Source organism: Pseudobacteriovorax antillogorgiicola, from assembly GCF_900177345.1.
GTDB lineage: Bacteria > Bdellovibrionota_B > Oligoflexia > Oligoflexales > Oligoflexaceae > Pseudobacteriovorax > Pseudobacteriovorax antillogorgiicola.
The window spans coordinates 70,162-84,094 of the sequence record NZ_FWZT01000030.1 but is presented as its reverse complement, the minus strand read 5'-3'; the positions used below and the strand labels follow the sequence as shown (position 1 = coordinate 84,094).

Sequence of the window (13,933 nt, the reverse complement as noted above, 5' to 3'; positions counted from 1 at the left end):
GCGCCTTTGTCAGTTCTAAAACAGTACATTGAGAACCAAGGTGAAATCCAATGAAGGATTGCTCACCTGCTCAAAGCAGCTATCGCTCTTTACTCAGGATCACAATAGCTGGCTTTCACCACCAGCCAAGCCTTCAGCTATGGCTGGAGCACTTGCCAGCGACTTGGTAGAATTAGAACGATTCGCTCAAGTAAGCGCGCCATCGTTCGGCATAGGCTACACGATCCTTCTGAGCGCTATCGATCAAGGCGCCCTCCACTAGATTGGCAAGAAAATCTGGGATGGAAAGAGCTGAAACAAAATACTGAACAACGGTTATGGTTTCATCTTCATTGAGGTAGTAGGCATCAAGCTGCAAACTCTCTTTAGCAAGGCTAGAAACATTGGTATAGTGGCTGTGAACCACAAGGTCAGGATTACCCATCTGTGACTGGGCTTCGATGGTTGCGAATGATTCCAGCATCAACTCCCGATTGTCACTATCTTCAGAATTCGAAATGGCAACATCAGCTGACGACGAACCAAGATTGAAGGGGCCGACCTTAAAATAGCTAGTCACATTAAAGTTCCTGTCGTCAACGACTTGGTTGATCTCGGTGTCGGGCAAAACAGACTTATAGAAGCTAAGATCGGAAACACTATCAAAATCGCTGCTATGGAACCTTACATCTGAAAACGTCACAGAAGTCTTCATAATCTGATATTTACCAGAATACTGAAATAAGTCATAGAAACCAAGTACTGCGAACCTGTCAAGGGAGTCACTCTGTTCCAACACTTCAACAGCAACTTGAACAAGATCAACTTGGCTCTTCTCGATAGAAAAGTTTGCTGTCGACTCAATTCTCGATTCCAGTGCTAGAGTGAGGTCAGCCATTGTTATAGAAAACGCTATTGGAAGTGACATAGTAAGAAATTTCATCATATTCTCCAGGTTTAGTTTTAGATCTCGCGGATCATAGAACGTTCCAACAAAATAGACTAGGGGACTCTTGATGTTTTGAGAACTAGACGGCATGGGTTTACTCGCCCAAAATGACCTCCTGAAATCAGGCTCTGCAAACTTCAAGTCAAGTATTTCGGGTCTTCCCTCTTAAACAAACACTGGCTCGCCATTCATCATATACAACATTACTTTATCCTTCTGAGAGTCTTCGCTAATTGGTTTCGTATCAACTTCTTCAAACTGCTGAAGACTTGCTAAGACATGAGCGGCAAATGGCAGAAAAACATCCTCATCAAAATGGTTTGATGCGAAGCTATGCATCTTAGTTATAGCTTCCTCTGCTGATAATGCAGGCTTATAAACTCTCTTCATTAGGAGTGCTGAGTAGGTGTCTGCCACCGCAACGATCCTGCTATACAAATGGATGCCATTCTTTGACTCTTCCGCCTTTCCGGCCTTTTTTAGAGGATAACCTGTTCCATTCATTCTTTCGTGGTGCTCCAAAGCCACAAGAGCCACGACAGGATCGATAGCAGCTCCTTGCGATATCACTCGGGAGATCTCTCGATGCCCTAGAGAAGCATGCTGTTTCATAATAGCAAATTCGCTATCAGAAAACTTACCTGGTTTGTTGAGGATGTGATTAGGAATATGGCCCTTGCCAGAGTCATGATAGAGCCCTGCTAAGATGATCGTTTCTAACTCACCTAGAGTGAACACCCTCAGTTGATATTGCTGAGCGACGATCCCCGAAAGCATCGCGACACTTGCGCTGTGATCATAAAGCGTCGGGTCAATACTAATCATCTTACTGAGTGTGCCGACAGCTTGATTGCTCTCCATTAGCTCAGCAACGAGTCTCGATACAACTGCTGAAGCCCTATTTACCATATGGTTCTGAATTCCACCTCTCAGAATCAACTGCGAGGCACTACTTAGATCATGAAAGACATCTAAGATCTTTCGATCGAGCCGGGGTTCTTTATCTAGAAGCCTTCTGATCTTGCCAATACGAATTTGACCGATAGTTTTCTGATACTTCTCATATTCTAACTTAAGCACATAGACTTCTACATCGACACCTGGTTTTTGACTAGCTGACCATATATCGAGAATCAGCTGGTGACTCATTTCGTCGGGTCGAATGTATTCCACCATCTCCTGGCCAATCCTTATGTAGATCCTAAAGTCAATCGACTTAGCTTCAAGAAGGAAGTGAAACGATTCGAAGCATACCGCTCTGTATTTTGCGAGATGATTTCTGGTTAGGGGAAAGATCCTACACCTTTTTCTTGTAATTTTCTTGATAGTGTACTTTTTTGCCAAAACCTATATTCCTTTTGCTTCTTTCACAAACATCTGATTATAAGTAAGACCGATCTTCGGCACTTTGTCTAAAGTCATGTGAAAAAAATAGGCTTGAAACTATATTTTTATAGGAAGAAAAGTAACCTGTTAAAATAACGTCAATAAAAAAACGATATACTCAAGCTTTTGGTCGACTTCATTTACGATACATCGAAATGTGATTGAGATCAGATAATTCTTAATATTGATTTTTGAAATACGGCATGAATTATTGTTTGTTTCTAGCAATTTTCTACTGATCATCAAACAGATCAAAATAAGTACACGAATAGTAAGTTTGAGTTCCACGAGAGTTGCTTATTAGCTCTAGGCTTATTTCATGTATTTAGTGATCCACAGAAATTTGCAGTAGTGAAAAGAATGTTCCGTAAAAATGCTAGCAAGGTGATGAAGACAGAACTAAAAGGAGAGGCTGGCCAAAGGCCAACCCTCCGCCGAAAAGCGGGTCATCCTCCAATAGACTGGAATCTTATGGAGCGTGCGATGGGTTTTGGTAGTTCAGTAGCCCACCCAGCTTCTGTGAAACCGGACGGAAACAGAGGGGCAGTCCACCATTTGAATTCTATCTACTTCTAGAAATGACATGACACTCTTAAATATTTCTTCCTTGGAGCCTGCAAATTTCAAGTTATCGATCTGATGCTTTCTTAGGATCTGGTCAAAGTCTTCGTCAAATGTAACGACCTTAAGTTTGACAACTTCTTGAATCAGTGCTTTCAGGTGAGATGATTTATCTAGTGTCCGTGAAAGAAGTGAAGACTTCAAGCTTGATCCTTGAAGCTTTACTAAGATGCAGCTGATGTTTCCAAGCATGCTGTTTATATGTATCAAGAAACACACAGGACCAACACACTTAGCAACTCTCGCCTTGGATAAGATATCCAAAATCAGGAAGTCCTTCTCTAAGACTTTCATGTAGTGGTCCAGTGTTCTTGATGCATTTGGCAGTGTTATCGTGTTCATACAAACCTCTTTAGGAGCTTTCTTGCGTGTGTCGAATGATATGGTCTTTTTGTTTTAAGTCCTTTCGGACAATTTGATCGAAAAATTGATCACTCCTGTTTTAATTATTATTATTAGTGCATTACAGTCATTTTATATTTGACGAAAAGACGCTTCTCAGGTGAGGTGGTTACCCAAAGATAGCTGCAAGTAGCTAAGAATCCAAAACGCATCTTTTAGGAATTGCGTCTTGATCAAAAAACAGACCCTTAGATTCAATGGTAACCGTCAGTATTTATTGCTTATTACATTTTTTGATCAATTTTCTAGTCACACCACCGAACGTAGTAATACGAACGAAAACGGAGCCAAGGGCTCTAACCTGGCAATACAGCTACGCTCGAACCCATCGGATTTGGGGAATCTTTGAATGAAGAATCGGCTAAAAATTAATCGAGAGGCGCTTCGTCAGGAAGTGGATGCGGCGGGCCTTAAAAAAGGTGACCTGGCTGCCATGCTCAGCGTGACAAGAGAGACTTTCAGTCGATGGCTTTCTGGGAAGATACCATATATCGATGAAGACAAACTTTTACTCCTAGCACGGGTACTCCAATGTCAACCAAGTCAATTATCGGATGAGCTAAAACAAACAGTTCCAGCCCCTTTAAGGCCTAAACATGAAGAAATCAGTGGCGATAAAGTTATAGAAATGGCCTTGGTAGCTGGGTACTATAACGAACTATCGTCTCTCATTGCCCACTCTCAATCAAGCGTAATCGAAAATCTTCGGATCAATTCTCTACTTGTCGATAGTGTGAGCCGAATCTTGAACCTTGAGTTATCTCAGTTCCTCGCCATCGTTCAAAAGTCTACTAACCTTGAATTGAACTACGAACGATTTGATACAGCAGCTCGAAAAAATCTCTTAGAAGCGCTAGCTTCTCTGATCGATGATGACCTAACACTAGCTGTCAAACGCTTTCGTATCGTAATCATCCGAGCCCAAAGCTTCTGGTTGATAGGACTAGCGTACCTTGGCCTTGCTCTAAGCCAAATTTTTCAGGGAAAGCGATCCGAAGCAAGAGAATCATTGAGACAAGGGCTAGATCTTTATGTATCAAGTGAGATTATCCTTGATCAGTGGGTAGGAGGAAATCTACACTTAGTAAGCATATGGCTAAGCTTAGACGAACCTCAACAAGCCATGCATCACTTAAATATGGCAAAAGAAATCTTTGATGAGATACCAGCAGCGCATAGCCTCGTTCGATGCCTTTCCTATGAAGCGATCATAGCTTCCTATCAAGGAAACAGCGATCGGTCACTGTATCTAACCCGGAAGGTTTTGTCCAAGAAATCTGATCTACCCCATATTTTCCAGCTAGAGGTCCTATTAAATTGCTCATCGTCCTTGAATGGCTTGGATCATGGGATAAAATTGGATCAAATTTTCGACGATTTTAGGAACTTGAATAAGAGGATGATAAAGTTAGCGAAGTCGTTAAAAGTGCCAACGTCAAACAATCACTTAGAGTCACAATAAGACCACTTAAGAGTTGAGAAAGATATGAAGAAAATCCTGATTATCGATGATAGCTTGGAAGTCAGAAGGCAGCTAAAGGTCATTCTTACAAGGGATTATGAAATCCATGAAGCTGAATCAGCAGAGGAAGGCATGACCTATCTTCAGAACCATCCCCATCCAGATCTTGTTTTCCTAGACTACCACATGCCAGGGCTAACGGGGCTGGAGATGCTTAGGAAGCTGGCTGATAACAAAATGCTTCGTTTTCCAGTTGTTATGTTAACAACAGAATTTGAGGTTTTCGGCTCAGAAATCAAAGATTTAAATATCATAACGTGGCTGGTAAAACCAATATCTAATCAACGGGTCAAGACGTTGGTAAGTCAAATTTTTCTATTAGAATAGACTTTGGACAAGGAATATCTTGCCTCATCCAAATCATAGCCGCTTTAGGCTCTCTCGCCTTTAAGAATTTAGACTATGGAAAGCTTTAGACTATGTATTAACTTCCGATGTTGTCATTGGAGGAGATATGCATCCACTACTGAAGCCTTATATTGGGCTTGTTTCTACATCACGGCAAAAATCGGCAGCAATTTTCAAGGCTCGTTCAGTAGACGATCGCAAAGAGCTTGTTTTGAAACTCTCTGTTGCAAATGGAGTCGATAGAAGTAGTATTCTGAAACTTAAACGAGAATATTCAATTTTATCTCGCCATAATTTCAGACACGCAGTGAAGGTCTTTAACTTTAAGGAAGCCATCGATGCGGCCCTAATGGAGATGGAACTTGTCTCTGGAGAATCACTAGAAAATCTTGTTTTATCAGAAGCTGCTTTTCCTCTCGATGAATTCGTCGTTGTCGCAAAACAAGCGATCATAGCCATCAATGAGATTCACGACGCAAAACTCATTCACCGTAATATTAATCCCAGTCAACTAATCTACAATCAAGCCGATCAGGCATTGAAGATCATCAGCTTTGAAAATGCCTCGACCTTGAGCAAGGAGCAGCAGCTCCAGTCCAGTATTCATGATCTTGAAGGCAATCTGTCCTACATCTCTCCTGAGCAAACTGGCAGGATGAATCGGAGTATCGACTATCGCACCGACTTCTATTCTCTAGGTGCTGCATTCTACTTCTTGCTCACAGGGAGGCCACCATTTGAATCCAGTGATCCACTCAGCCTTGTCGCGTCCCATATCGGAGAGCGTGTATCACCTCCCAGTCAATACAATCGAGCAATACCGAAAGCCCTTGATCAAGTGATTGAGAAACTATTAGCGAAAGAGGCGGAAGATCGCTATCAAAGTGCCCATGGAATCATTCATGATCTTGAACTGATACTTAGTAAGAATGTTTCTTCATCCTGGCTGCCAGGGATAGAAGATTATTCCTCTTTCCTAAAGATTCCAGAAAAGCTCTACGGCCGCGAAAGCGAAATAGATATCATGACCCATGCCTACCTAGATGTAGCCACAAAAGGTAGGCTTAAGAGTTTAAGGCTGGTCGGGCACTCAGGCATAGGTAAGTCATCTCTCGCATTCGAGCTCGAAAAATCCGTGTCTCTTTCTCACGGGATCTTTATCTCTGGTAAGTTCAAGCAATTTAGGCGTGATGTTCCATTCAACGCTCTCACCCAATGCATGCAGCAACTTGTCGAAAAGATCATGGAAAAACCAAAATCCGAGGTACTCAAGTTACAGAGAAGACTTCAATCGGAACTCTCCGATACAGGCTTAGCTTTGCAAGTGTTGATTCCAGACCTAGAACAACTAATGGGCTCTGAGCTTGGCACGCTTCCTGATCTAGGAGCAACTGAAAACACAAATAGAGTGATGGCTGCATTCGGTCAATTTATCGATGTGATTGCGTCTCCCGACCAGCCCCTAGTGCTTTTTCTAGATGATATTCAGTGGGCCGATGAAAGTTCACTGGAGTGTCTTCGAAGCCTTTTCAGAAAGGTCGACGATCGATATTTGTTTTTAATGATGGCTTATCGAAGCAACGAAATAGACACTGGTCACTCATTTTCACGAATGATGGCAAGCTTAGAGAAAGATGATATTTTCGTACCCGAAGTCCTCTTACAAGACCTCAATGAGAGCCACATATCGACTCTGCTCTTTGACACCTTGAAGATACAAGGAGATGAGTTACAAATACTAAGTGAGATTATATTTGAGAAGACTAGAGGAAATCCTTTTTTCGTTAGACAACTCCTATCAAACCTCTACCAAAAAAACTATATAAACTACGATCAAGAATCTAGAGTCTGGAAGGCTCAAATCCAGGACATCAAGGACTTGAAGATTTCATCAAATGTCGTTGAATTCGTTCTGAATACGATGAAATCACTCGATGGAGAGCTAAGAGAGATTCTGGCTATAGGAGCATGCATTGGGTCACGGTTTGAGTTTAACTTACTCGCTGAAATTTGCAGCAGCACAGGCCAAGATTTATTAAGTTCCCTTTGGCGCGCTTGTGAATTGCAAATTATCATGGCTGAAAACAGCTCCATCGCTGACCCATCCGTGCCAGATACTTTTCAGTCATCAGTTAACCAATACAGCATATACTATAAATTTGCTCACGACAGAATCCAACAAGCAGCGATGCTCTACCTATCCCAAGACAGAATTATACAAGTTCATCTAAAGCTAGCAAGGGTACTATTTCTTCGTCAGGGGCTTCAAGAAACGTCCAACTATTCTGTCATTTTTCTAGCTGAAGTCTATAATGTTGGGTCACCACTAGTCAAAGATCAAGATGAGCTTCAAAGATTGGTCGATATCTATTTTGTAGCTGCTCAAAAAGCCAGAGCAACTGCCGCATTCCGAAGAGCCTCTGAGCTGTGTCAAGCAGCCAATAACGTAGCTGAAAAACTTGAAACGAGTCTCGATGCTGACATATCCTTTCAAATCAACTTTCTTCTGGCTGAGTCTCTATACTATTGTGAACAGCCTGATCAATCTGAAAAGGTTTTTACACACCTGATTTCAAGCACTAGCAAAAAAGAACTTAAAATTCAGATCTACAAGAAAAAGATCGAACTTTTCGCAAAAGTCGGAAGGTTCAAGGAAGCTTGCATGGTCGCAAGCACAGCCTTAGGCCTGCTCAATATTGCTTTTCCCCACAAATCTGTTGGAACCCCAAAGGTTATTCTAGAATTGATACGAACTAGCCTAGAGCTTAGAAAAAAGGATATTGATTGCCTGGACCAGCTACCACCTGCCATCGATGAGCGGCTCAGTCAGGCTATCGATATCTTGATTCGTCTTTTAGATTCTAGCTACCAATTCAATATGAATCTTTATGCGGTCAACGTCCTCATCGTTGCCCGCCTAGCTCTCAGGGCTGGCACTCTCGAAAGTTCAACACTAATACTCAATGCTTTTGGTGTGATCCACTCTGCTATTCTAGGCAACTATACAAAGGGCGAAAAGCTGTCTCAAGCAGGTTTGCGTCTAGGCGATGATAATGCTAACCCTACCTTTGTCGGCCGGGCCCTATTTACTCGTGCCGCGTTTATTGCTCATTGGACTCAAGACGTTAGAGAGGATTTTCAGATCCTGGCAGAAGCAGAAAGAAACTTGATCAAGGCTGGTGAGATTAATTGGGTCGACTACTGCCGAGGCATCAACAACATCTGCCATATCTTCGTATCAAGCTCAATTGACGAAATGAGCCAAGCAGTAGACCAATACGCATTCCTTGAAAAGGTCAAGGTATCTGTCTGGTCTAAAACATCCTTTGCAATCCTAAAGCGCTTCATCAAATCACTAGAGGATGGTCACATTGATTTTACAATTTTTGAGGGTGAGGATGCACGACACCTTCAAGAAAGCTTGCAAGGCAATCCTTCAGCCGTTGCACTTTGGTGCGTAACTTGCGCTTTCAACGATATCATTTTCGGACGCTACCAGAGAGCGTCCGAATGGATCAAAAACCTTGATGGTAGCCCGATCGTTGGCATGATATTTCACCCCTATCTAAGCTTCTTTCAAGCCTTTCTTTCAGAGATTGAGAGCTGCAATTATAGGCTAAATCGAATCAAGCTACTCGGCATCAAGCATCATCTACGTAAGCTTTCAAGGGTAGTTCCCGAAAACTTTGACCATTGCTACTGCCTCCTCCTTGCTGAAACGTTTCGAAGGCGGAAAAGTTTTCTTAAGGCTCTATCAGCCTACGAAAAAGCTATATCTGCATCTGAAAAGCATGGCTATTTCTGGGCTGCTGGGCTCGCATCAGAACGAGCTGCTGACTTAGCTAAGAGTATGAATTTGGCTTGGCTTGAAAGAGCTTTCATCGATATTGCGACCAACTCATATAAAACCTACGGCGCATCCGCTAAAGTCGATCAAATTAGCAAGGATTATAGCTTCCTTGATCGAGGACGTCGAGAACCTGGAGCTGAGTTAAGCGATCCGACTAAGAGCCTCTCTAGGGACCCAGAACAATATGATGTGATGGCTATCATTCGAAGCAACCAGGCAATCGCAGCGGAGCTAAGACCAAAGGAAGTTCTAAGAAACCTGATTGGAGTCATAAGAAAAAGCTCCGGTGCAAGTCATGCAGCCCTTTTAACACCAGACCCGTCGTCCGAAGGTACCTGGTTAGTCAAGGCCTATGAAGACTACCAAGACCAAGGCTCAAACGAGGAAGCTTATCCTAGTAATCAAGCCATAGACATTTGCTGGCTGGCTATTAATGACGTTCTTGAAAGCTCTAAACCTCTCATCTTATCTGATATCAGACGAGTCGGGCGCTACCTCAAAGAAAGGTGCATTCAAACAAACAACGTGAAGTCACTGCTCGTCTACCCCTTATTTTCCAGTTCTCAGATAAAGGCGATCGTTTATTTAGAAAATCGCGAGCTTTATAACGCATTCCCCAAGGAAAGGCTCAGTATCATCTCGATTCTAGGTAACCAGGCGACTATCTCTATAGAAAACGCTCAGTTGTATGAGTCATTGGAAGAGAAGGTCGAGCTCCGGACGCGACAGCTTCAAGAAAGTAAGGAGCAAATTGCCGCGATCCTGGAAAGTATGAGCCAAGGCCTGTTAACGATTAAAAAAGCAGATGAGGGAGATCAACTTGTATGCTCCGACCAGTCCAAGTACCTCTATGAAATCCTTGAAAATCCAATGGATCATCAGTTGGATCTCAACTACATTCTACACCGCTTAGAGATCGGTACTGATACAGTTCAAACAATTATCACAGTGCTAAAATATGCACTTCACTGCGATTCATTAGCCTGGCAACTCAATGAACACCTCCTTCCCCGCGAAGCAATTCTGAGATTCTCGGATGGCCGAAAGAAGATGGTCGAGCTTGACTGGAACTGTGTTACGGTTGAAGAAAACAAGGTATCACAAATTCTGCTAGCTATTAGAGATGTCACAGATCTTAGGCATCTCCAGATGAGTAATCAGCAGCAAACTCTGTATGCCAAGAAGCTAACTGAACTCCTTAACATTGATGGTGGGGACTTCGAACGATTCTACAGTCAGGCGATGAAGCTCATAGATGAGATCGACCAAGCAAGAGCTCATCCCAGCGAAACGAATGTCCTTGTCGTCAAGCGAGGGTTTCATACTCTCAAGGGACTCAGTCGCATGATGAAGCTCTCGATCATGATGAACTTAATCAACGATGTTGAGAATGATTTACAATTAGCGGCTAAAGAAAGCCCCAATTTTATGATTGATTTTTTCAAAAAGTCAGAGAATCATCTTCCAGAAGTTCGGCGCGTTTTGAATGAGTACAATAGTATTTATGAGACCAACCTCAAGCAGCGAGAAAGGCAGGATGAAACTGATATATACTTGAAGGTTATCAGAAAAGTTCAGAATCTCGTTGCTAGCCACAAACACAAGGGCGTTTCAAGTGATTGCTATGAAGCTATTCAAATGCAACTGAATCAAGTTCATCCAGATAGTATTGCGGCTTTAGCCCGATCATTCGAAGCTGAAGCTCGGTCCATAGCTTGTCAACTTGAAAAAGCCCCGCCAGATATTGTTGTGGAAGGTTGTGGCTACATATTGAGTAAAGACACCTTCCAGGCCTTAAAGGAGTGTTTCGTTCATCTTATTCGCAATGCCGTAGACCATGGTTTCGAGACACCCAACGAGCGAAGGAAAAGGGGGAAATCAGAATCAGGGACGATCTATATCCACTCTGAAGAGGCACCAGACTCTTTATCGATCACGATTCGAGATGATGGCATCGGCCTTGATATCGCAAAGATTTCAAATGGCAACTTAAGCTTCGATAGGCATGTGGATCTAAATCGTATTTTCGAACCAGACTTTTCGACAAAGGAAAACGTCACCGATATATCAGGACGAGGTGTTGGTTTGAACGCCATCCGCTCCAGGCTTCAGGAATTCAATGGAGAGATCTTAGTGGAAGCTTCTAGTGAAATTGTAGATGGCTACTTGCCGATTCAGTTTAAGATTGTCTTACCTCTGGCTCAGTTGACACCATCGACTGAAGCGCGAAGGATTGATATTTAAAATCAATTCAAAACGATAATATGAAGATTAGGCGGCTTGGAGGTGATGCTTGGGAATATAGATTCTAAACTCAGTGCCATGATCATCGGGAGACTCATCTTGAGTTTGGCTGACAACCTCAAGACGACCTTTATAAGCCTTTACAAACTGATAGGCTAACGGCATACCATAGCCAGTTCCTTTTTCACCAGCTGTGCCAATGGTACTTTGGCTCTTTTGCTCGTCAAAGAGACTTTTGGCAAGATCACTTTTAATCCCAACACCGTGATCACGAATACCAATCATGACATAATCTGGATCATCTTTCACCGTGATCTTAATCTCACTATCAGGATAGGAAAACTTGATGGCATTGGTTAATATATTACCAATCACTTGATGTTTGAGAGAGGGAGCATCAGCCTTGACCATCGTTGAGGGGTCGACTTGCCAATCAACTGCGAGTCGAACACGCTTGTCCGTCATCCTATCTGCGTACACATCGCTAACTTTTTCAATACAATCCTGAATCGAAACTGGCACAAGGTCGAGAACGAGAGATTCGCTTCGCATGGCATCCAGAGTCTTGACGTTTCTCAGAAGCTCCCGAACCTCACTCAGAGTCTTCTTTGCGCGAACCAGGCGTTTTTGCTGAGCCTCCGGATCCTGTCCTCGTTCGACAGACCTGATGAACACTTCGAAGTTGATAAACAAGTTCGATACATCATGAGCAACAATGCGGAATAAGTTTTTTGCGACTTCTTTTTGCTGGGTGGTCAGGGATAGCTGCCGCGTTCGACGCCCTAACGAACTCAGTCTGACTCTCAGAATATGGGTTTCCAACGGTCGCCGACAAAACTCATCGGCACCAGCACTAGCCAACCTGCGGAAGAAATCTCCTTGCCGTTCATCAGTCATAACGACTAATGCTACATCAATCAGCGACGGCATACTACGAATCATCGATACGATTGCCTCAGCCCCTTCATCAGGAAGGTTCTCATCAATCACAAGAACATCAGGCACTTTGTTGGCTGCAAACTGAAGCAGTTCTGAAAAATTCTGCGCGAAGCGAAAATGCCAACTATCAAGATCGGCTATTGATCGAAAGAACTGCTGATCTTCGCTCTTATTGCTCGCGACTATGATGCTGTATGTTCCCAAGTCTAAACCTTCCTGCTATTGCTTCAGCAGTGGGCTGATGTCTCACCTGCATCAGAGAGATCGGCACGTTAGGACTTTTGATTTAGACTTTTCGCAACGCCCAAGACGGTTTTCACGTAGACGTCACTATTATTGTAGTGAAAGATCGCATCGTAACTACCTTTACTATTCATCCCGTTCCGATATCCATTCTTGGCAAGATAATTGGCAACTGAGTGAATTGCGTCTCTTTCGTCAAATAAATTAGGCCGCCGAGCCTTCTTGTGGGAAACAGCATACTTTAGATAGCTTGAAGGCAAGAACTGAGACTTACCAAAAGCTCCTGCATAACTTCCCCGCAACGATATCTGGTCAAACTTGGGATACTTTTTTGAAAGATTTGCGATCGCTTGCAATTCTCGAAGTGCCCAGTCCTGTTTTTGCTTGACCCTAGTCTTTTGATCTGGAGTGAGATCCTTGTACTCTTTTGTGGTGGTAAACTCCTCGGCATCCACATAAATTGATGCAAAAACTGATAGAGGCTGGTACTTACCTGTAAATCGCCCAAAAGACGTTTCCACAAGTAGGATGGCTGTTATGACTTCTTTATCAACTCCATAACGGGCCTCCGCTTGAACCAAATGCTTCTGCCATTTGCGCTGAAAATTTCGAGCGAGACGCATGGCATAGGGCTCTAGAAAGTGTTGGTATTTCTTGAGGCTAAGCTTGATCGGTTTGGTGATATTCAAATTCACCATTCCTTCGGTCTTCTTCAATCGCTTATCGTTCATTAAAGGTCGTAGTTGGGCCTTATGTCCCTTGCCAACAGCCTTAAGAACGACCTCAATTTCATCCTTTGTAAATGATTTAGCCTCAGCAGACCAAGGAATAATAATCAATAGCAGCCATAAATATTTCGTCATTCACCCACCGAATTTCCGAATGTTTCCATCACAATGTTAGTATAGCAAAAGGAGTAAAACGCCGACGGATCGTAGATCCCTAGAAAGGGTATACCAACCGTTTGCGCCCGACCTCGTTTGTTCTTTATGGTGACATATTCTCCATAAAGCTTCAAATTCTGCAAGGATTTTGATGAGGAAACCATGAGCGAAAACTCACTAACCGTCTATTACGATCAAGGCTGTATGTTCTGCCGATCTCTTGTTTCTTTGATGCAAAGCAGGTGTCCACCATCGTGGGAGTTCGTACCGTGCAAAGAAAATGTGCCACAGAACTTGGCACTCAGGGTCGATTTCCAAGGGCAATCATTTTTGAATGAGCACGCTTGGGACCTCATACTCAAGGAGCACCCATCTCTGAAAGCCTACAATTGGATGGTCGAGCGGATGGGCCTCCGTGTGGCAGGTGCAAAGCTAGTGCACCAAACAACCCATGGATTGAGGACCCTGTGTCGCAGTTGCTCCCACCGATTTGCCCGTAAGCGCCGTTGATTAAAAGCTTTGTTTTCATTAATTTTAATGGTTTATAGTGCTTTTCGAAGCCTCCC

9 protein-coding genes are annotated in these 13,933 nt (G+C 43.1%); 4 read left to right on the top strand and 5 right to left on the bottom strand.

Features of this window, described 5'->3' with window-relative positions:
• Window positions 1-172: 172 nt before the first annotated feature.
• The 3 genes from B9N89_RS27725 to B9N89_RS27715 all read right to left on the bottom strand — a co-directional run bounded on the left by B9N89_RS27725 (window position 173) and on the right by B9N89_RS27715 (window position 3,277).
• Window positions 173-907, bottom strand: coding sequence for a hypothetical protein (locus B9N89_RS27725; RefSeq protein ID WP_234996185.1), 735 nt, complete (start codon window positions 905-907; stop codon window positions 173-175).
• A gap of 186 nt (window positions 908-1,093) precedes the next feature.
• Window positions 1,094-2,104 carry an HD-GYP domain-containing protein gene (locus tag B9N89_RS27720; RefSeq protein ID WP_132324886.1) on the bottom strand — a complete coding sequence of 337 codons (1,011 nt, stop codon included), beginning with the start codon at window positions 2,102-2,104 and terminating at the stop codon, window positions 1,094-1,096.
• 708 nt (window positions 2,105-2,812) lie between these two features.
• Window positions 2,813-3,277: a hypothetical protein gene (locus B9N89_RS27715; protein ID WP_132324888.1), complete on the bottom strand. Its 465-nt coding sequence runs from the start codon at window positions 3,275-3,277 to the stop codon at window positions 2,813-2,815.
• Between the two features lie 409 nt (window positions 3,278-3,686).
• Here B9N89_RS27715 and B9N89_RS27710 point away from each other — a divergent pair, with 409 nt between their 5' ends.
• The 3 genes from B9N89_RS27710 to B9N89_RS27700 all read left to right on the top strand — a co-directional run bounded on the left by B9N89_RS27710 (window position 3,687) and on the right by B9N89_RS27700 (window position 11,301).
• Window positions 3,687-4,799 (top strand): helix-turn-helix domain-containing protein, encoded by a 1,113-nt coding sequence (locus B9N89_RS27710; RefSeq protein WP_132324891.1) that lies wholly within the window; start codon window positions 3,687-3,689, stop codon window positions 4,797-4,799.
• A gap of 24 nt (window positions 4,800-4,823) precedes the next feature.
• Window positions 4,824-5,186: a response regulator gene (locus B9N89_RS27705; protein ID WP_132324894.1), complete on the top strand. Its 363-nt coding sequence runs from the start codon at window positions 4,824-4,826 to the stop codon at window positions 5,184-5,186.
• Window positions 5,187-5,313: 127 nt separating this feature from the next.
• On the top strand, window positions 5,314-11,301 hold the full coding sequence (locus tag B9N89_RS27700) for an AAA family ATPase (protein ID WP_132324897.1): 5,988 nt from the start codon (window positions 5,314-5,316) through the stop codon (window positions 11,299-11,301).
• Between the two features lie 27 nt (window positions 11,302-11,328).
• Here B9N89_RS27700 and B9N89_RS27695 read toward each other — a convergent pair whose 3' ends face one another.
• Together B9N89_RS27695 and B9N89_RS27690 are read right to left on the bottom strand one after the other, a co-directional pair.
• A complete protein-coding gene (locus tag B9N89_RS27695; RefSeq protein ID WP_132324900.1) occupies window positions 11,329-12,444 on the bottom strand; it encodes a hybrid sensor histidine kinase/response regulator in 1,116 nt (371 codons plus the stop codon).
• A gap of 68 nt (window positions 12,445-12,512) precedes the next feature.
• Window positions 12,513-13,346: a lytic murein transglycosylase gene (locus B9N89_RS27690; RefSeq protein WP_132324903.1), complete on the bottom strand. Its 834-nt coding sequence runs from the start codon at window positions 13,344-13,346 to the stop codon at window positions 12,513-12,515.
• 183 nt (window positions 13,347-13,529) lie between these two features.
• Between B9N89_RS27690 and B9N89_RS27685 the strand changes: the two genes are divergently transcribed.
• A complete protein-coding gene (locus tag B9N89_RS27685; RefSeq protein WP_132324906.1) occupies window positions 13,530-13,877 on the top strand; it encodes a hypothetical protein in 348 nt (115 codons plus the stop codon).
• Window positions 13,878-13,933 lie beyond the last annotated feature (56 nt).